Raw genomic sequence first — 17,673 nt, forward strand, 5'->3', positions numbered from 1 at the left:
TGCCTGGTCACCGCCGGCCCCCGCCGCCGCTAGGGTCGGGGGTGTGGTGTATGTGAAGATCTGCGGGTTGAGCGAGCCCGAGCATGTGACCACCGCCGTGGAGGCGGGCGCGGACGCGATCGGGTTCGTCATGACCCGCAGCCCGCGCAGGATCGCGCCCGAGCGGGCCGCCGAGCTGGCCGCGCTGGTGCCCGACCACGTGCTGACCGTGGGGGTGTTCCGCGGCGAGGACCCCGACACGGTGCGGGCGGCGGCGCTGGCGTCCGGCGTGCGGGCCATCCAGCTGCACGGCAGGCACCCGCACGGCGACTTCACCGCGCTCAAGGACCTCGGCCTCCGGCTGATCAGGGCCGTCGACGCGGAGGCCGACCTGCGCTGCGGGGCCTACGACGAGGACCTGCTCCTCGTGGACGCGCCGCACGCCGGCTCCGGGCAGGCGTGGGACTGGGCCGCCGTCCGCGGCCGCGCGTCGGGCCAGTGGCTGCTGGCCGGCGGGCTCACCCCCGCGAACGTGGCGGAGGCGATCGCGGCGGCCGCCCCATGGGGCGTCGACGTCTCCAGCGGCGTGGAGACCGCGCCCGGGGTGAAGGACCCGGCGCTCATCCGGGCGTTCCTCGAGACGGTACGGCGTGCCGGCTGAGCCCTCCGCCGACCTGGCTCGCGCGGTGGGCTTCCAGCACGCCTTCGCCCGCCGCAGGACGCCCCGGGAGGTGACCGTGCCGGGCGGGTTCGCGGTGCTCGACGAGCGCTATCCCGGCTCCCACGACGACAACAAGCTCATCGCCGGCCCCGGGCCGGTCCCGCGGACGCCGCGGGAGGCCCGGCAGGCGGCGGAGCGGCTGCTGCGGGCGGCCGACGAGGTGCTCGCCGAGCGGGGGCACCGGCTGGTGTGCGTGGACGACGACCGGCTCGGTACGGTGCTCGCGCCCGCGTTCCTCGCCGCCGGCTATGAGCACGAGACGAACCTGGTCATGGCCTTCCGCGGCACGACCCCGCCCGCCTCCGCGGCGGCCGAGCGGCTCTCGCCGGCCGAGCTGCTGCCGGTGCTGCGGCGCGACTGGCGCCACACGCTGCCGCAGGCGCCGGACGAGGTGATCGACGGGCTCGCCCGGCGCGTGGAGGCCCGGCTGCGGGGCGCCGACGCGGTGAGCTTCTGGGGCGTACGCGCCCCGGACGGGGAGATCGCCGCCCGGGCCGACCTGTACGAGCACGGCGGCGTCGCGCAGATCGAGAGCGTCTTCACCGGCGCGGACCACCGGGGCAAGGGGCACGCGCGCGCCCTCATGACCGCGCTGCTCGCCCGGGCGGCGGAGGCCGAGCTGATCTTCCTGGTGGCCGACGCGGCCGACTGGCCGAAGGACTTCTACGCCGAGCTCGGCTTCGAGGAGCTGGGCCGCACCCACGCCTTCCTCCGCACCTGACCCACCGCCCGTGAGCCGTCCGGGGTGGGCGGGAAGGGCGGAAATGTGAGCGCCCGATGCGGGGCCGCTGTGTCAGAGTTCCACGCAGTAGGGTCTGCTCGTGAGCGAAACTTCCGCCGAGGACCGGATCTGGACGGTTCCCAACCTGCTGAGCTTCCTGCGACTCCTCGGCGTCCCCGTCTTCCTCTGGCTGGTCCTCGGGCCCAAGGAAGATGGATGGGCCATCGCGATCCTCGCGGTGGCCGGTTTCACCGACTGGCTCGACGGAAAGATCGCCCGCGCCTTCAACCAGACCAGCCGGCTCGGCCGGATCATCGACCCCGCCGCCGACAAGCTCTACGTCTTCGCCACCATCGTCGGCCTGCTGCTACGCGACGTGATCCCATGGTGGCTGGTCGTGGTCATCCTGGGACGGGAACTCTTCGTCGCCTGTTTCATCCCCGTACTTCGCAAACATGGCTACAAGGCACTTCAGGTGCATTACCTGGGCAAGGCTGCCATGTTCAACCTCATGTACGCCTTCCCTCTCCTCTTCCTTGCCTCCCACACGGGGTGGTATGCCGATATAGCACGAATTGTCGGGTGGGCATTCGCGCTTTGGGGAACGGGTCTGTACTGGTGGGCAGGCGTGTTGTATGTGGTACAGGTGCTGCAACTCGTAACCTCGGCCAAAAAGGAGTGATCGGGTGAAGGCGGTCGTCATGGCAGGCGGAGAGGGAACTCGGCTGCGTCCCATGACCGCCAACCAGCCCAAGCCCCTGCTACCCGTGGCCAACCGCCCGATCATGGAGCACGTGCTGCGCCTGCTGAAGCGCCACGGCATCACCGAGACGGTGGTCACGCTCCAGTTCCTGGCGGCGCTCGTGCGCAACTACTTCGGCGACGGCGACGAGCTGGGCATGAGCCTCCAGTACGCCACCGAGGACGTGCCTCTCGGCACGGCGGGCAGCGTCAAGAACGCCGAGGACCGGCTCCGCGACGACCGTTTCCTGGTGATCTCCGGCGACGCCCTGACAGATATCGATTTAACCGACATGATCCGGTTTCACCGTGAAAATTCGGCACTTGTGACAATCGGTCTCAAGCGCGTGCCGAACCCCCTCGAATTCGGGATCATCATCGTGGACGACGAGGGACGCGTACAGCGCTTCCTCGAGAAGCCCACCTGGGGCCAGGTCTTCTCCGACACCGTCAACACCGGCATCTACATCATGGAGCCCGAGGTCCTCGACGCCGTCGCCGCCGGGGAGCCCGTCGACTGGTCCTCCGACGTCTTCCCCGCCCTCCTCGACCGCGGCGCCGCCATCTACGGCTACGTGGCCGACGGCTACTGGGAGGACGTCGGCACCCACGACAGCTACTTCAAGGCCCAGGCCGACGCCCTGTCCGGCCGGGTCAACCTGGAGATCGGGGGGTTCGAGCTCTCGCCGGGCGTCTGGGTCGCCGACTCGGCCTCGGTCGACCCCGACGCCGTGCTCAAGGGCCCGCTGCTCATCGGCGACTACGCCAAGGTCGAGGCGGGCGCGGAGCTGCGCGAGTACACCGTGCTGGGCAACAACGCCGTCGTCCGCGAGGGCGCCTTCCTGCACCGCGCGGTCGTCCACGACAACGTCTACCTCGGCCCCGGCGCCCACCTGCGCGGCTGCGTCGTCGGCAAGAGCACCGACATCATGGCCGGCGCCCGCATCGAGGAGAACGTCGTCATCGGCGACGAGTGCGTCATCGAACCCGAGGCGTACGTCACCAGCGGCGTCAAGGTCTACCCGTTCAAGACCATCGAGGCCGGCGCGGTCGTCAACACGAGCGTCATCTGGGAGTCGCGCGGCCAGCGCAACCTGTTCGGCCCGAGAGGCGTCAGCGGCCTGGTCAACGTCGAGATCACCGCCGAGCTGTGCGTCCGGCTGGCCAGCGCGTACGCCACCACCCTCAAGAAGGGCGAGTACGTCGTCACCTCCCGCGACTGCTCCCTGGCCGCCAGGGCGCTCAAGCGGGCCGTCATCGGCGCGCTCACCGCGGGCGCGATCAACGTCCTGGACCTGGAGGCCGCCCCGCTGCCGGTCACCCGCTTCCACACCGCCCGCGAGTCGGCCGCGGGCGGCATCACGCTGCGCACCACCCCGGGCGACCCGCAGAGCGTGGACATCGTGATCATGGACGGCCGCGGCGCCGACCTGCCCCCGGCCGCCCAGCGCAAGCTGGAGCGGGTCTTCTCCCGGCAGGAGTTCCGGCGCGCGTTCCCCGGGGAGATCGCCGAGCTCACCTATCCGGCCAGGGCCGTCGAGGACTACACCCACGAGCTCCTGCGCCACGTGGACGTGGGCGACGTCAGGGACATGAAGGTCGTCGTGGACTGCGCGGGGGGCACCTCCTCGCTGGTGCTGCCCACGCTGCTCGGCCGCGTCGGGGTCGAGGTGCTCACCGTCAACGCCCGCCTCGACGACGTCTCGCCCACCGAGACGCTCGCCGAGCGCCGCCGCGACCTGCAGCGCCTGTCGGAGCTGGTCAGCTCGTCGCGGGCGGCGTTCGGGGTCCGGTTCGACCCGGTCGGCGAGCGCATCGCCCTCGTGGACGAGATGGGCCAGCTCATCAACGACGAACGCTCCCTGCTCGTCGTGCTCGACCTCGTCGCCGCCGAGCGCAGGGGCGGCCAGGTGGCCCTGCCGGTCACCACGACCAGGGTCGCCGAGCAGGTCTGCCGCTTCCACGGCGTACAGGTGCAGTGGACCTCCACCGCGCTCGACGCCCTCACCTCGGCCGCCGCCGGCCCCGACATGATCTTCGCGGCGGACGGGCGCGGCGGCTTCGTGGTGCCGGAGTTCAGCCCGGCCATCGACGGGCTGGCCTCGTTCATGCGCCTGCTCGGGCTGGTGGCCCGCACCCGCCTGTCGCTCAGCCAGATCGACGCCAGGATCCCCGAGGCCAAGATGCTCAAGCGCACGATCCCCACGCCGTGGGCGGCCAAGGGGGCGGTCATGCGCTCGGTCATCGAGGCGGCGGAGGCCGAGCACGAGGGCCGGCGCATCGACACCACCGACGGCGTGCGGGTGGCCCACGACGACGGGAGCTGGGTGCTCGTGCTGCCCGCCGCCACCGAGCCCGTGACCGATCTGTGGGCCGAGGCGGGCGACATGGACGGCGCCCAGGCCCTGCTGGAACGGTGGGCCCGCATCGTGGAGCAGGCCGCCATGTGAACAATGGTCACGGAGAGTGACGAAAAAGCCATTGCGGTTGACGCGCCCAGACAGTGCGGCAAGATCGTAATGTAGAAACGCGCGGCGGCATGGACCACGGGGCGGAAGCGGCGGTAACTTTGTCTGCGTCCAAACCGCAGTCCAGTGCCCCGCCTTGACCTTTGCCGCTGATCAGCGTATGTTGCGGCATTCGCAAACTTGAAAAAGCGAAGCGAGGCGCGTCTTTGAGCACCGTCGCCGCGTCTTCGCGGTAGGAGGCCGAGCCGATCGATGCCGAGCGTCTACTGCACGCAGTGCGGGCACGCCAACCCCGAGGATGCCCGTTTCTGTTCCCGCTGTGGGTCACCGCTGACCAGACCCGAGGTCTCCGGGGACACCACGTCGACGATCTCCATCGCGGGAATCGAGGCATACGAGGCTGAGGCAGGCGACATGCTCCTGGCGGAGCGGGCCCTGGTCGAGCAGCTGCCGCCCGGCACAGCGCTGCTCACGGTGACCAGGGGCCCCAACCAGGGGAGCCGTTTCCGGCTGGACAAGAACCTCACCACGACCGGGCGCCATCCGGAGAGTGACATCTTCCTCGACGACATCACGGTCTCCCGCCGCCACGTCGAGTTCTACCGCCATCCCGGCGGCCAGTTCTCCGTGCGCGACGTGGGCAGCCTCAATGGCACCTACGTCAACAGGGAGCGCATCGAGGAGGTTCCCCTGCACTCCGGAGACGAGGTGCAGATCGGCAAGTTCCGCCTCGTCTTCCTGATGCGGACCCACGCCGGCGCATGATCGGGCCGAGCGAGCGACTCGTGGACGCCTGGGAGGTCACATGACCTCCCAGGCGGCACGCTCTCACATGAGCATCGGGGAGGTGCTCGCGCTCCTTCAGGGCGAGTTCCCCGATGTGACGATCTCCAAGATCCGTTTCCTGGAGGGTGAGGGGCTGATCGAGCCCGAGCGCAGCCCGTCCGGCTACCGTAAGTTCACTCACCTGCACGTGGAGCAGCTGCGCTTCATCCTGCGCGAGCAGCGCGACCATTACCTGCCGCTGCGGGTGATCAAGGACAGGATGGCCGAGAGCTTCGGCCGCCCGCGCGCCGTACAGGAGAACAAGGAGGTCCGGCTCAGCCGGGCCGAGCTGCTCGAGGCGGCGGAGATCGACGACGAGACGCTCACCGAGCTGGAGGACTACGGCCTGCTCGCCCCGGTGGCCAGGCGCTACGACGAGGAGGCCCTCAACGTGGCCCGCAGCGTCGGCGCGCTGGCCCGCTTCGGCCTGCGCGCCCGCCACCTGCGGGCGGTCAAGGCCGCGGCCGAGCGCGAGTGCGGGCTCGTCGAGCAGACCGTCGCCCCCATACTCAAACGGCGGGCCCCCGGCGCCATCGGGGAGGCCGACGAGGTCGCCAGGGAGCTTTCCACACTCCTGCTCGACCTGCACGCATCCCTTGTGCGGTCGGGGATCCGGTCCGTACTGGGGCGCTGAGACCCTGGCGAGCTGGGAGGCGGAGGCGCATTCCATGCCCGCCGGGTGTTACGTTGAATTGCAGTAGCCAGTCAGCAGTAGCGACCCGCAAATAGCTGTGCCGGGTGACCGGTCAGGAATACGGAGCAGCCCGTGTTGCAGATGGAGGTCGTGGGCGTTCGAGTTGAAATGCCCACAAATCAGCCGATCGTCTTGCTCAAGGAGGCACACGGGGAGCGGTTCCTTCCTATATGGATTGGCATGACCGAGGCGACCGCCATCGCCCTGGCCCAGGCGGAGGAGCCACCGCCGCGGCCGCTCACCCACGACCTCTTCCGAGACGTGCTGAGCGCTCTGGGCGTCGGCCTGCGAGCGGTCAACATCGTCGCCCTGCGCGACGGCATCTTCTTCGCCGACCTGGTGTTCTCCAACGGCGTGGAGGTGAGCGCGCGGCCGTCCGACTCGATCGCGCTCGCCCTGCGCACCGGAGCACGCATCTTCGCCAGCGAGGAGGTCGTCCAGGAGGCCGGGGTGATCATCCCGGACGACCAGGAAGACGAGGTGGAGAAGTTCAGGGAGTTCCTTGACACGATCACTCCCGAAGACTTCGGCAGGGCGGGGTAGGTATTTCGGTGCATTTACGCTTCACGACGCGCCGAGCCGGATCGTTGACTGAGCATGGTCACGGTCCTACGGTGCAAGTGAAACCCGTGGTCGCCCTTTTACGAACCCCCAGATCAGGCCACGGGATGAGAGAAAGCCGGAGGTCCGCGTGGCGGTCAGCAGCGGCGAGGGAAAGACGGCCGGCCAGGAAGATCCGGTTCGGCGCGAGAGCGCGCGGCAGCGTGCCGGGGAGCAGGGCCTGCTCTTCGACGAACAGCCGGCGTCGCTGCCGGCGGACATCGGATACCGCGGGCCCACGGCCTGCGCGGCGGCCGGCATCACCTACAGGCAGCTCGACTACTGGGCGCGCACGGGCCTCGTGGAGCCCACGATAAGAGCCGCGCAGGGCTCGGGCTCGCAGCGGCTCTACAGCTTCCGCGACATCCTGGTGCTCAAGGTCGTCAAGCGGCTCCTCGACACCGGGGTGTCGCTGCAGCAGATTCGTACGGCCGTGCAGCATCTGCGTGACCGCGGGGTCGCCGACCTCGCGCAGATCACGCTCATGAGCGACGGCGTCAGCGTCTACGAGTGCACCTCGGCCGACGAGGTGATAGACCTGCTCCAGGGCGGTCAGGGCGTGTTCGGCATCGCGCTCGGCCGGGTCTGGCGAGAGGTCGAGGGTTCCCTCGCGGAGCTGCCGGGGGAACGAGCGGCGGTCGAGGACACCGTCCCGGCCGACCACCCCGCTGACGAGCTCGCCCGCCGCCGCCGTGCGCGGCGCCTCAGCTAGCACACCCCCTCCTGCCGTGGGCCGCCGGACGCGGCCCACCGGGCAATCCGCACATAACGCATCACCGGGGAAATTCATGCGTAACGCGGAGGGTTGTAATCTAGGACAGCAAGGCTGACGACCCCGTGCGGGAGAGTCCTTGAGACCGCCGTGGTCTCAGGGCGCCGAAGGAGCAACCCTCCCCGGAATCTCTCAGGCACCCTGTACCGCTCGGGTGAGGCAACTCTGGAAAGCAGGCGCACCCGCCAGGCGCGCCTCACCGACGGTGCAAGCCCCAGTCCCGGGGTGAAGCTCTCAGGTCGCGGTGTCGCCGCGCTGACAGAGGGGGAGATCCGGCACTCGCCCGCGCCACGGCGCCGGTCTCCATAGCCTCGGGAGGCACTGTCCATGACCGACCTGTCAGCTCCGCCGTTCTCGTCCAGGCACATCGGCCCATCCGCTGCCGAGCAGCAGCGCATGCTCGAGGCCGTGGGCTTCGAATCCGTGGCGGATCTGGTGGCCGTGGCCGTCCCGGAGGCCATCAGGGCCAAGGACCGGCTCCAGCTGCCCGCCGCCGTCGGCGAGGCCGAGGCCATCGCCGAGCTGCGCGCCCTGGCCGGGCGCAACCGCGTGCTCACCTCCATGATCGGCCTGGGCTACCACGACACGATCACGCCCGCCGTCATCCGGCGCAACCTGCTGGAGAACCCGGGCTGGTACACCGCCTACACCCCGTACCAGCCGGAGATCTCGCAGGGCCGCCTCGAGGCGCTGCTGAACTTCCAGACCGTCGTCTCCGACCTGACGGGCCTGCCCGTCGCGGGCGCCTCCCTCCTCGACGAGGCCACGGCCGCCGCCGAGGCGATGACGCTGGCCCGCCGCTCGGGCAAGTCCAAGAGCAGCGTGTTCGTGGTGGACGCCGACGCGCTGCCGCAGACCAAGGCCGTGCTCGCCACCAGGGCCGAGCCCCTGGGCATCACGCTGGTGGAGCACCCCCTCGACGGCGAGCTGCCCGAGTGCTTCGGCGTGCTCGTCCAGTACCCGGGCGCGTCCGGCCGGCTGCGCGACTTCCGCGCCGTGGCCGCCGCCGCGCACGAGGCGGGCGCGCTCGTGGTGGCCGCCGCCGACCTGCTGGCCCTCACCCTCGTGGCCGCGCCCGGCGAGCTGGGCGCCGACATCGCGATCGGGTCCTCGCAGCGGTTCGGGGTGCCGTTCGGGTTCGGCGGGCCGCACGCGGCCTACATGTCCGTACGCGAGGGCCTGCAGCGCCAGCTCCCCGGCCGCCTGGTGGGCGTGTCGGTGGACGCCGACGGCGACCCCGCGTACCGGCTGGCCCTGCAGACCCGCGAGCAGCACATCCGCCGCGAGAAGGCCACCAGCAACATCTGCACCGCGCAGGTGCTGCTCGCCGTCATCGCCAGCATGTACGCCGTCTACCACGGCCCCGAGGGGCTGCGCCGGATCGGCCACCGGGTGCACCGGCACGCCGTGGCCCTGGCCGACGGGCTGCGCCAGGCGGGCCTGGAGGTCGTGCACCGCGAGTTCTTCGACACCGTGCTCGTACGCGTGCCCGGCCGGGCCGCCGAGGTGGTCGCCGCCGCCGTCGAGCAGGGCGTGAACCTCTGGCGGGTCGACGACGACCACGTGTCGATCTCCTGCGACGAGAAGACCGGCGCCGCCGAGGTCGCCAAGGTGTGGGCCGCCTTCGGGGTGGACCGCACGGACGTGACCCTCGAGAGCGACGCGCTGCCCGCCTCGCTGGCGCGCGAGTCCGCCTACCTGACCCACCCGGTCTTCCACAGCCACCGCTCCGAGACCGCCATGCTGCGCTACCTGCGCAAGCTGCAGGACAAGGACATCGCGCTCGACCGCTCCATGATCCCGCTCGGCTCCTGCACCATGAAGCTGAACGCGACCACCGAGATGGAGCCGATCACCTGGCCCGAGTTCGCCGCGATCCACCCGTACGCGCCGGACGACCAGGCCGAGGGCTACCGCGAGCTGATCGGCACGCTGGAGGGCTGGCTGGCCGAGGTCACCGGCTACGACCGCGTCTCCATCCAGCCGAACGCCGGCTCGCAGGGCGAGTTCGCCGGGCTGCTGGCCATCCGCGCCTACCACCGCGCGGGCGGCCACGGCGAGCGCGACGTCTGCCTCATCCCGTCCTCCGCCCACGGCACCAACGCCGCCAGCGCGGTCATGGCGGGCATGCGGGTCGTGGTCGTGGCCTGCGACTCCGACGGCAACGTGGACCTGGCCGACCTCGACGCCAAGATCGACAAGCACCGTGACCGGCTGGCCGCGATCATGGTGACGTACCCCTCGACGCACGGCGTGTACGAGGAGACGATCACCGAGGTGTGCGCCAAGGTGCATGAGGCCGGCGGCCAGGTCTACGTGGACGGGGCCAACCTCAACGCGCTGGTCGGGCTGGCCAAGCCGGGCGAGTTCGGGGCCGACGTGTCCCACCTCAACCTGCACAAGACGTTCTGCATCCCGCACGGCGGCGGCGGCCCGGGCGTCGGACCCGTCGCGGTCCGCGGCCACCTGGCGGCCTTCCTGCCCGGCCACCCGCTGCACGACGGCACGCCGGTGGGTCCCGTCTCGGCGGCCCCGTACGGCTCGGCCGGGATCCTGCCGATCTCGTGGGCCTACATCCGGATGATGGGCTCCGAGGGGCTCACGGCGGCCACCGAGCAGGCCATCCTGTCGGCCAACTACCTGGCCAGGCGCCTCGCCCCCTACTACCCCGTGCTCTACACGGGGCGCGGCGGGCTGGTGGCCCACGAGTGCATCGTCGACCTGCGGCAGATCACCAAGGAGACCGGGGTCACCGTGGACGACGTGGCCAAGCGGCTCATCGACTACGGCTTCCACGCGCCGACCATGTCGTTCCCCGTGGCGGGGACGCTGATGATCGAGCCGACCGAGAGCGAGGACCTCGGGGAGCTCGACCGGTTCGTGGAGGCGATGATCGCCATCCGCGGCGAGATCGACAAGGTGGCGTCGGGGGCCTACGACCCGGCGGACAACCCGCTGCGGAACGCGCCCCACACGGCCGAGTCGGTCAGTGCCGACGAGTGGGCCCACCCGTACACGCGGAGCGAGGCCGCCTATCCGCTGTCGTCGCTGCGGGACGGGAAGTACTGGGTGCCGGTGCGCCGGATCGACCAGGCCTACGGGGACCGGAACCTGGTGTGCTCCTGCCCGCCGCTGGAGGCGTACGAGGACTAGGAGCCTGGCGGCGGGGGTCCTCGTCGCTTCGCGCACGAGGACTAGAAGCCTGGCGGCGGGGGTCCTCGTCGCTTCGCGTACGAGGACTAGGAGCCTGGCGGGCGCGGCTCCATCACCGCGCCCGCCCGCACCGATCGCGCGCTCCCGATGGCGTGGGGGAGCGGAAGGGCGTGCGGATCGCGGGCGCAGGCGTCCGAAGCCGGTCAGTCCTTCCGCGTCAACTGAGCAGACATGATCGCCAGAAATGGTTAGGCTCGGTGCGACCGTCGCCAGAAGGAGCTCTCTTGACGTCCTCAGAGCTGGAGACCCCGCCCCTCGACGCCGCCCGCCGCCTGGCCGAACGCGGTGATCTCGATGGCGCCGCCGCCATACTCGCCGAGCTGGTCGCCGACCCCCACGGTCCGGACCGGGCCCAGGCCGCGGTGGGGCTCGCCGTGGTGCTGGAGGAGCGCGGCGACGTGGAGGCCGCCAGGGCCGCCGCCAGGACCGCGCTGGCCACCGGGCACCCCGAGTACGCCGCCCAGGCCGCCTGCCACCTGGCGCAGGGGTTCGAACGGGAGGGCCGCGCCGAGCAGGCCAGGGCCGCCTGGCAGGCCGTCCTGGGGGTCGGCACGGCCGCGTACGTGCCGCTGGCCCACCTCGCGCTGGCCCGGCTGGCGACGGCCGCCGGCAACCTGGACGAGGTCGAGCAGGAACTGCGGGCCGCCATGGAGAGCGGCGACCCGGGCGTCGGCGCGCGGGCGGCACAGGAGCTGGCCGATCTGCTGCTGGAGCACGGGGAGCCGGGGGCGGCGGCGGACGTGCTCCTGGACGCGCTGGAGGAGGCCCCGGCCGAGGAGGTGCCGGGGCTGCGGGTCCAGCTCGGGATCGCGCACCTGGAGCTGGCCTGCGCGGAGTTCGCGGAGAGCGTCGAGTACGGGGCCGATCCCCAGACCAGCGCCCTGGCCATCGAGCTCCTGGCCCGTACCCTGCCGCTGCGGGGGCGCGCCGACGACGCGGGGCGGGTGTGGTCGTACGGGCTGGAGCACGAGGACCAGACCCTCGCCGCCGAGGTCCGCCTCCGCTACCACCGCGACGCCTGACACGCCCGACGCGCCTGACGCCTGCTCGAATGGGCGACGGCGGGCGCGAGACGCCTGACGCACGCGCGAATGACGCCCTGGCCCACCTGCGTCCGCTTGACGCGCCCTCGGCGGCCCCCGACGGGGAGAGAGGCGGCCGGGCAGGGGAAGGGGCGGGGGCGCTCCCGTAGGCCTCCGCCGTGTGCATATCCGCCCGGCGTCAGTTGCGGCGCATGATGGCCGCGGCCGAGGCCACGTTGATGACCACGATCGCGATCCAGGTGATCGTCAACCCCACCAGCCCCGCGTTCCCGGCCGCGATGGCCGTCAACGGGATGCCGATCCCCATGGAACCCAGCGCGATCGGGATCATCGCCGCGCCCGGAGGGCTCTTCTGCCGGTGCGGCGCGGCGCCGTGGTGGTCCAGCTCGGCCCGTACGCGGGCGGAGATCGTGGCGTCGAGCCGCTCCACGAACGACTCGACGAGCGCGGCTTCGTACTCGGGACCGAGGTCCCGGCGGGCGTCCAGGGTGGCCTGGAGATCATCCCGGATGGGGCGCTTATCTGGCATGACAGCAATCATCCATCGCCCGCGCCACGCCGTCATCCAACCTGAGAGCTAGGGCGCGATCCTCCCCAGGTACGGTGCTGGCATGGAGGTCATGACCCCGCGAGGGCCCGCGCTCGTCCAGGTGGACGAGGTGGCGGACCCGCGGCTGCTGCTGGTGCTCACCCACGGTTCGGCCGGGGGAGTGGACGCTCCCGACCTGCTCGCCGTACGGGACGCCGCGCTCAAAGCGGGGGCCGTCGTGGCCATGGTGACGCAGGCGTTCAGGGCGGCGGGGGCGCGGGCGCCGGGGTCGCCGGTCAGACAGGACGAGGCGTGGGAGATCGTCCTCAAGGAGGTGCGCACGCTCTGGCCGGGGCTGCCGCTGGTGCAGGGAGGGCGGAGCAACGGGGCGCGGGTCGCCTGCCGTACGGCCGGGGCGGTCGGCGCGGCGGCCGTGGTGGCGCTGGCCTTTCCGCTGCACCCGCCGGGGAAGCCGGAACGCTCCAGGGCCGACGAGCTACGCGGCGCCGGAGTGGACGTGCTGGTGGTCAACGGGGACCGGGATCCGTTCGGCGTGCCGGACGCCGCTGACGCGGCACGCCTGGTGGTGCTGCCGGGGGAGGGACACGACCTCAAGAAGGACCCCGCCCGAGTGGGCGAGGTCGTGGCGGAGTGGATAGCCCACTACGCCTAGTTCACGCCGCGCCGACCACGGGGCGGTGTGGTGCGATGGCGGCACCGCTGGGAAGCAGCTCCCCGGTGTCCTCGAACAGGACGACACCGTTGCAGAGCAGGCTCCACCCCTGTTCGGGGTGGCAGGCGAGAGTGCGTGCCTTCTCGCGGTCGGGCGCCTCGGCATCCGGACAGGCCGGGTCGTGCGGGCACATCGGCGTGCCTCCGATATCTCGTGGGATGCTCCCGTTTGGAGGGTCGGGAGCCGGCTCGGGTAATTGTTCTGGCAAGTGTGCGACGGATGTCACACTCCCGGACATAGTCCATCAGGACTGTTACAGAAGGGATCCCCGTTCGTGTGACCTTCGACACAGCGTGCCGTATGCAGGATAACGGTCCAAGCGCGACACGCGCACTACGTTTGCAATCCCTTGAGCAGAGCGTCGAGTCCGCGCTCGAAATCGATATCGGCTCTTTCGTCCCTCCTGACCCATTCGTCAACTTCGGGATCGGCCCAGCCCGACTGCTGCACCTCGACGGCCACGCTGCCGAACACGAAGGCCCTCAGCGCCCGCACGGCCTCCGCCGCGTCGGGCATCCCGCCGTCGGCGAGCTGCTCGGTCTGCTCCTTGATGGCCAGGGCCGTGGCGCCCTTGGGGGGCTTGGTCAGGGCCAGCGCCAGCACGCCCGGATGCTCGCGCAGCAGCTCCCGCCCCGCCCGGCACCAGGCCCTGGCCGTCTCCTGCCAGGTGGCCGCCTGCTCGACGCGGACCGCGGTGACGTGCTCGGCCAGGGCGTCCATCAGCGCCTCCTTGCCCCTGGGCAGGTGATGGTAGATGGCCATGGCCTCCACCTCCAGGGCGTCGCCCAGCCGACGCATGGTGAGCCGGCGCAGGCCCTGGCTGTCGGCGATGTGCAGGGCAGCCTCGATGATGCGCTCGCGGGAGAGCGGGACGGGCGGTCTCTTGGCGGGCATGGAGATCATCTTACTTCGTAAAGCCGGTCGCGCCGGGTCGATTTCCCGCTGTGTCGTACGACGGCGTAACCTTGGCGGTTGAACGAGTACCGGCTGCGTGAAAGGGCAGGGTCGATGGCGTTTTTTCGTCCGAGGGTGAGCCGGGAGGCCGAGGTTCGCTACCACGCGGACCAGGAGATCTCCAAGAGCTTCCCCGAGTTGCTCGACAAAGCCCGGCAGGCCGAGGAGACGCTGCGTGAGCTGCGCGCCGCGGCGGCGGACGAGATCGAGCTGTTGGCGGCCGGGCGGGCCTTCGACCGCGCGCTGACCGACGCCCTGCGCGCCGCCGAGGCGGGGCAGCGGGCCACGTTCGGGGTCAAGGCCTACGACGACCGGATCGCGCGCCGCAAGGCCAAGGCGACGCCCGCCGGGTCGATGTGGACGGCCGAGGTCGACCGGCTGCGCACGCTGCGCGAGGAGAACCGGATGTGGGGGATCCCGCGCGTGCCGCGCCCGGTGCCCGCGACCCTCTGACGTCCTGCCTCCTACGGGCCTGAAAGCCCCGGCAACGGGCATGAAGAAGCCCCGGCACAGCCTCCCTCGTTGTGCCGGGGCTTCGGGTTCTCAGCTCGCCCAGTCCAGCAGCGGGCGGGTGTTGCTGGGGTGGCGGAGCTTGGAGAGCGACTCCTTCTCCAGCTGGCGGATCCGCTCCCGGGTCAGCCCCAGGTGCTTGCCGATCTCGTCCAGCGTGTGGGGCTTGCCGTCCACCAGGCCGAAGCGGAGCGCCATGATCTTCGACTCGCGGGGCGAGAGGTTGTTCAGGACGCCGCGCAGCTGGTCGCCCAGCAGCTGACGGTCCACGATCTCCGAGGCCTCGGGCGAGTCGACGTCCTCGATGAGGTCGCCGATCGTGGTCTCCCCGTCCTCGCCGATCGTGGCGTTGAGCGAGATCGGCTGGCGGCTGGTGCGCAGCAGCTCCTCGATCTGGTCGGGGGTCTTGTCCAGCTCGACGGCCAGCTCCTCGGGCGTGGGCTCGCGCCCCAGGCGCTGGTGCATGTCACGCTCGATGCGCGACAGCTTGGACAGCATCTCCAGCACGTGCACGGGCAGCCGGATCGTACGGGCCGAGTCGGCGAAACCGCGCTGGATGGCCTGCCTGATCCACCACATGGCGTACGTGGAGAACTTGAAGCCCTTGGTGTAGTCGAACTTCTCCACGGCCCTGATCAGCCCCAGGTTGCCCTCCTGGACCACGTCCAGCAGGGACATGCCGCGGTCGGTGTACTTCTTGGCGACCGACACCACGAGCCGGAGGTTGGCCTCCAGCATGTGGTCCTTGGCCCGCTTGCCGTCCTCGACCACCATGAGGAGGTCGTCCTGGACGGAGACGGGCAGGTCGGGCTCGATCTCCAGCTTGTACTCGGCGTACAGGCCCGCCTCGATCCGCCGGGCCAGCTCGACCTCCTGCGCCGCGGTGAGCAGCGTGCGGCGGCCGATGGACTTGAGGTAGGTGTGCACGGAGTCGCCCATGGCCGACTGGGTGTCGTCCAGGTCGATCTGCTCGTTCTCGATCTCGGCGTCCTCGGCGCTCAGCGCGAGGTCCTCCGGCACGTCCTCCTCGTGCTCCGGCTTGGGCTCGGGGCGGGTCACGGCCCTGGCGGCCGCCTCCGTGGCGTTGACCGCGCCGTTCTTGGCCGGGCCGTTCTTCGCCGCGCCGTTCCTGGACGGGCCGGTTTTTGCCTCCCCGGCCTTGCGGCCGGTAGTGTTTGCACGCGCAGGCTTCCTGGAGGTCTTCTTCGCGGCGGTCTTGCTGAGAGACGGCTCGTTCTCGGCGGCCAGGCTCACACCGCTCTCCGAGAGCTCGCGCAGGATCGTGCGGCCTTCAGAGGGGCTGATACCCGCGTCGGCGAACGCGTCGCGCAGCTCCGCGAGAGAAAGGTGACCCTGGGCTCGCCCTCGTTCAATGAGTTGGTCGAGAGTCGCAGATGGGGTCGCTACGGCGGTTCTGGGCATGAGGACACCTCCTCCGTACGGAGTCGAAGCGATCAGGCAGGTTGTGGTGGGGCGGCTTCTGTCCGCACGGCGCACCAGTATCAATAACGCCAATCGCTGTCATTTGTTCCCGGTGAGACAAAAAAGGGGCGGATCGCCCAATGGACGAACCGCCCCTCCCGTCAGTCCTATTCCCGGATCTTGATCTCCCCAGGCGACACCTCGGGCATGGGCATCGGCTGGGCGTCCTGCAGACGCTGGTCCGTCCAGTAGTCGACGACCGCGTCGGGGTCCGGGTTGACATCGCGGGAGACCACGGTGCCATCGTCGCTGGTCGTGGGCGTCGGGGCCGACGTCGGCGGCAGCTTCTCCACCACGGCTCGGGTCTCCTTCGCGACCTGGTCGAGCTTGCCCGCCGAGGCGGCCGCCGCGACTGAGGCGCCCCCGACGACGATGACGCCGACGACGGCCGCGGATGCCCACATCTTGCGGGTCTGATCCATGAAGGCTCCCTCCCTCTCCCCAACTAAGACGCAGCCGCAACTCATCAGGTTCCTGCCCGGAGCCGGACGAAGTCGGTCTTCCCGTTCGGCAGCAGCGGTAGCTGGGACACCAGGCGCAGGCTGCGCGGGGCAGCGTGAGGGGGAAGCCTATCGCGGCAGAACGCCCTCAATTGAGGAAGCGTGAGTGGCGTGTCGGGATTGGCGGGCACCACGATGGCAGTGACCAGTTCGCCCCACTCGGCGTCGGGCGTGCCGATCACGGCCACGTCGGCCACCTCCGGGTGGGTGCCGAGCACCTGGGCCACGGCGGCGGCCACCACCTTCTCGCCGCCGGTGTTGATCACGTCGTCGGCCCGGCCCAGCACGCGCAGCCGGCCACCGGCCATGTCGCCCAGGTCGGAGGTGCGGAACCAGTCGCCGTCGAACGGGTCGGCGGAGCCGAAGCGGTAGCCGGAGAACAGCACGGCCCCGGCGATCCTGATCAGCCCGTCCTCGCCGATCTTGACCTCCACGTTGTCCAGGGGCCGGCCGTCGTAGACGCAGCCGCCGCACGTCTCGCTCATCCCGTACGTCGTCACGATCCGGGCGCCGAGGTCGCGGGCCCGCTCCAGCAGCCCCGGCCGGGGCGCGGCGCCGCCGAGCAGGATCGTGCGGAACCCCGACAGGTCCGCCCCCAGCTCGACCAGCCGGTGCAGCTGGGTGGGGACGAGGGAGACGTGGTCGGCCCCGGAGCCGAGCACCTCGTGCGGGTCGAACCGGGCGTGGATGATCGGCTCGCTCTCCGACAGCAGGGCGCGTACCAGGACCTGGAGGCCGGCGATGTGGGCCACGGGCAGGCAGCACAGCCAGCGCTCGCCCTTGGCGGCCGCCACGCGGCGCAGGGAGGCGGCGGCCGAGGCGCGCAGGGCGGTGGCCGACAGCAGCACGCCCTTGGGGGCGCCGGTGCTGCCGCTGGTGGCGATCACGACCGCCACGCCGGAGGGGACGCCCTCGCCGTCGCTCCGCGGCTCGCCGTCCACGTGCGTGGGGCGCAGCGCGGCCACGGCCGCTTCGGACTGGCCCGGGGCCAGGGGGAGCACGGCGGGGCCCGCGCCGCTGAGCGCGTCGCGGATCGCCGTGTACAGGGCGGGTCCCGGAGGCTGCACAATGGCATGCAGCGGACGGTCCGGATGCGACGGGTTCCTCCACATGCTCGTAAGGTTAGTGGCGACAGGTCGGACAGAGGCGCAGGGAGGGTCGTGACGCGTTCTCCCGTGGTCTTCCGCA

The 17,673-nt window shown here is 70.9% G+C and carries 18 protein-coding genes and 1 riboswitch; of the genes, 12 read left to right on the top strand and 6 right to left on the bottom strand.

Annotated features, from left to right (window positions below):
* The first annotated feature begins 43 nt into the window (after nt 1-43).
* The 10 genes from HD596_RS38295 (at nt 44) to HD596_RS38340 (ending at nt 11,756) form a co-directional block, all read left to right on the top strand.
* A complete protein-coding gene (locus tag HD596_RS38295) occupies nt 44-640 on the top strand; it encodes a phosphoribosylanthranilate isomerase (protein ID WP_313045959.1) in 597 nt (198 codons plus the stop codon).
* Nucleotides 630-1,421 carry a GNAT family N-acetyltransferase gene (locus tag HD596_RS65115; RefSeq protein ID WP_185074352.1) on the top strand — a complete coding sequence of 264 codons (792 nt, stop codon included), beginning with the start codon at nt 630-632 and terminating at the stop codon, nt 1,419-1,421. The genes HD596_RS38295 and HD596_RS65115 overlap by 11 nt, the downstream gene beginning before the upstream one ends.
* A 100-nt stretch (nt 1,422-1,521) precedes the next feature.
* Nucleotides 1,522-2,103 carry a cardiolipin synthase ClsA gene (gene clsA / locus HD596_RS38305; RefSeq protein ID WP_185074353.1) on the top strand — a complete coding sequence of 194 codons (582 nt, stop codon included), beginning with the start codon at nt 1,522-1,524 and terminating at the stop codon, nt 2,101-2,103.
* 4 nt (nt 2,104-2,107) lie between these two features.
* Nucleotides 2,108-4,612, top strand: a complete 2,505-nt coding sequence (locus tag HD596_RS38310; protein ID WP_185074354.1) for a mannose-1-phosphate guanyltransferase — start codon at nt 2,108-2,110, stop codon at nt 4,610-4,612.
* Nucleotides 4,613-4,882: 270 nt separating this feature from the next.
* Nucleotides 4,883-5,395: a double zinc ribbon and FHA domain-containing protein gene (locus tag HD596_RS38315; RefSeq protein ID WP_185074355.1), complete on the top strand. Its 513-nt coding sequence runs from the start codon at nt 4,883-4,885 to the stop codon at nt 5,393-5,395.
* Nucleotides 5,396-5,462: 67 nt separating this feature from the next.
* Entirely contained in the window at nt 5,463-6,089 is a 627-nt protein-coding gene (gene ftsR / locus HD596_RS38320) for a transcriptional regulator FtsR (protein ID WP_246555152.1), read from the top strand.
* A gap of 132 nt (nt 6,090-6,221) precedes the next feature.
* On the top strand, nt 6,222-6,692 hold the full coding sequence (locus HD596_RS38325) for a bifunctional nuclease family protein (RefSeq protein ID WP_090771501.1): 471 nt from the start codon (nt 6,222-6,224) through the stop codon (nt 6,690-6,692).
* Nucleotides 6,693-6,840: 148 nt separating this feature from the next.
* On the top strand, nt 6,841-7,461 hold the full coding sequence (locus tag HD596_RS38330; RefSeq protein ID WP_185074357.1) for a MerR family transcriptional regulator: 621 nt from the start codon (nt 6,841-6,843) through the stop codon (nt 7,459-7,461).
* Nucleotides 7,462-7,579: 118 nt separating this feature from the next.
* Nucleotides 7,580-7,680, top strand: a riboswitch (glycine riboswitch).
* 168 nt (nt 7,681-7,848) lie between these two features.
* Nucleotides 7,849-10,674 (top strand): aminomethyl-transferring glycine dehydrogenase, encoded by a 2,826-nt coding sequence (gene gcvP, locus HD596_RS38335; RefSeq protein WP_185074358.1) that lies wholly within the window; start codon nt 7,849-7,851, stop codon nt 10,672-10,674.
* A 284-nt stretch (nt 10,675-10,958) separates the two neighbouring features.
* Nucleotides 10,959-11,756 (top strand): tetratricopeptide repeat protein, encoded by a 798-nt coding sequence (locus HD596_RS38340; RefSeq protein WP_185074359.1) that lies wholly within the window; start codon nt 10,959-10,961, stop codon nt 11,754-11,756.
* A gap of 199 nt (nt 11,757-11,955) precedes the next feature.
* Here HD596_RS38340 and HD596_RS38345 read toward each other — a convergent pair whose 3' ends face one another.
* The gene (locus HD596_RS38345) at nt 11,956-12,306 is read right to left on the bottom strand and encodes a hypothetical protein (RefSeq protein WP_185074360.1); all 351 of its coding nucleotides are present in this window, start codon (nt 12,304-12,306) and stop codon (nt 11,956-11,958) included.
* 82 nt (nt 12,307-12,388) lie between these two features.
* On the opposite strand from HD596_RS38345, the gene HD596_RS38350 reads away from it, so the two are divergent.
* On the top strand, nt 12,389-12,979 hold the full coding sequence (locus HD596_RS38350) for an alpha/beta hydrolase family protein (RefSeq protein ID WP_185074361.1): 591 nt from the start codon (nt 12,389-12,391) through the stop codon (nt 12,977-12,979).
* A 1-nt stretch (nt 12,980) separates the two neighbouring features.
* On the opposite strand, the gene HD596_RS38355 is transcribed toward HD596_RS38350, so the two are convergent.
* A complete protein-coding gene (locus HD596_RS38355; protein WP_185074362.1) occupies nt 12,981-13,172 on the bottom strand; it encodes a DUF5999 family protein in 192 nt (63 codons plus the stop codon).
* A 200-nt stretch (nt 13,173-13,372) separates the two neighbouring features.
* Entirely contained in the window at nt 13,373-13,933 is a 561-nt protein-coding gene (locus HD596_RS38360) for a TetR/AcrR family transcriptional regulator C-terminal domain-containing protein (RefSeq protein ID WP_185074363.1), read from the bottom strand.
* Between the two features lie 114 nt (nt 13,934-14,047).
* On the opposite strand from HD596_RS38360, the gene HD596_RS38365 reads away from it, so the two are divergent.
* Complete coding sequence (locus HD596_RS38365) at nt 14,048-14,446, top strand: hypothetical protein (protein WP_185074364.1); 399 nt, start codon at nt 14,048-14,050, stop codon at nt 14,444-14,446.
* A 90-nt stretch (nt 14,447-14,536) separates the two neighbouring features.
* Here HD596_RS38365 and HD596_RS38370 read toward each other — a convergent pair whose 3' ends face one another.
* The 3 genes from HD596_RS38370 to HD596_RS38380 form a co-directional block, all read right to left on the bottom strand.
* Nucleotides 14,537-15,925, bottom strand: coding sequence for an RNA polymerase sigma factor (locus tag HD596_RS38370; RefSeq protein ID WP_185074365.1), 1,389 nt, complete (start codon nt 15,923-15,925; stop codon nt 14,537-14,539).
* A 167-nt stretch (nt 15,926-16,092) separates the two neighbouring features.
* Nucleotides 16,093-16,407 carry a hypothetical protein gene (locus tag HD596_RS38375; protein ID WP_185074366.1) on the bottom strand — a complete coding sequence of 105 codons (315 nt, stop codon included), beginning with the start codon at nt 16,405-16,407 and terminating at the stop codon, nt 16,093-16,095.
* 44 nt (nt 16,408-16,451) lie between these two features.
* The gene (locus HD596_RS38380; RefSeq protein ID WP_185074367.1) at nt 16,452-17,597 is read right to left on the bottom strand and encodes an AMP-binding protein; all 1,146 of its coding nucleotides are present in this window, start codon (nt 17,595-17,597) and stop codon (nt 16,452-16,454) included.
* Nucleotides 17,598-17,673 lie beyond the last annotated feature (76 nt).

The sequence above is a fragment of the Nonomuraea jabiensis genome, assembly GCF_014204795.1.
Lineage (GTDB): Bacteria > Actinomycetota > Actinomycetes > Streptosporangiales > Streptosporangiaceae > Nonomuraea > Nonomuraea jabiensis.

Coding starts and splice junctions, on each gene's coding strand:
- HD596_RS38345 (WP_185074360.1), bottom strand. CDS start 12,306: ATGCCAGATAAGCGCCCCATCCGGGATGATCTCCAGGCCACCCTGGAC.
- ftsR (WP_246555152.1), top strand. CDS start 5,463: ATGAGCATCGGGGAGGTGCTCGCGCTCCTTCAGGGCGAGTTCCCCGAT.
- HD596_RS38370 (WP_185074365.1), bottom strand. CDS start 15,925: ATGCCCAGAACCGCCGTAGCGACCCCATCTGCGACTCTCGACCAACTC.
- HD596_RS38380 (WP_185074367.1), bottom strand. CDS start 17,597: ATGTGGAGGAACCCGTCGCATCCGGACCGTCCGCTGCATGCCATTGTG.
- HD596_RS38360 (WP_185074363.1), bottom strand. CDS start 13,933: ATGCCCGCCAAGAGACCGCCCGTCCCGCTCTCCCGCGAGCGCATCATC.
- HD596_RS38365 (WP_185074364.1), top strand. CDS start 14,048: ATGGCGTTTTTTCGTCCGAGGGTGAGCCGGGAGGCCGAGGTTCGCTAC.
- HD596_RS38315 (WP_185074355.1), top strand. CDS start 4,883: ATGCCGAGCGTCTACTGCACGCAGTGCGGGCACGCCAACCCCGAGGAT.
- HD596_RS38355 (WP_185074362.1), bottom strand. CDS start 13,172: ATGTGCCCGCACGACCCGGCCTGTCCGGATGCCGAGGCGCCCGACCGC.
- HD596_RS38375 (WP_185074366.1), bottom strand. CDS start 16,407: ATGGATCAGACCCGCAAGATGTGGGCATCCGCGGCCGTCGTCGGCGTC.
- HD596_RS38350 (WP_185074361.1), top strand. CDS start 12,389: ATGGAGGTCATGACCCCGCGAGGGCCCGCGCTCGTCCAGGTGGACGAG.
- gcvP (WP_185074358.1), top strand. CDS start 7,849: ATGACCGACCTGTCAGCTCCGCCGTTCTCGTCCAGGCACATCGGCCCA.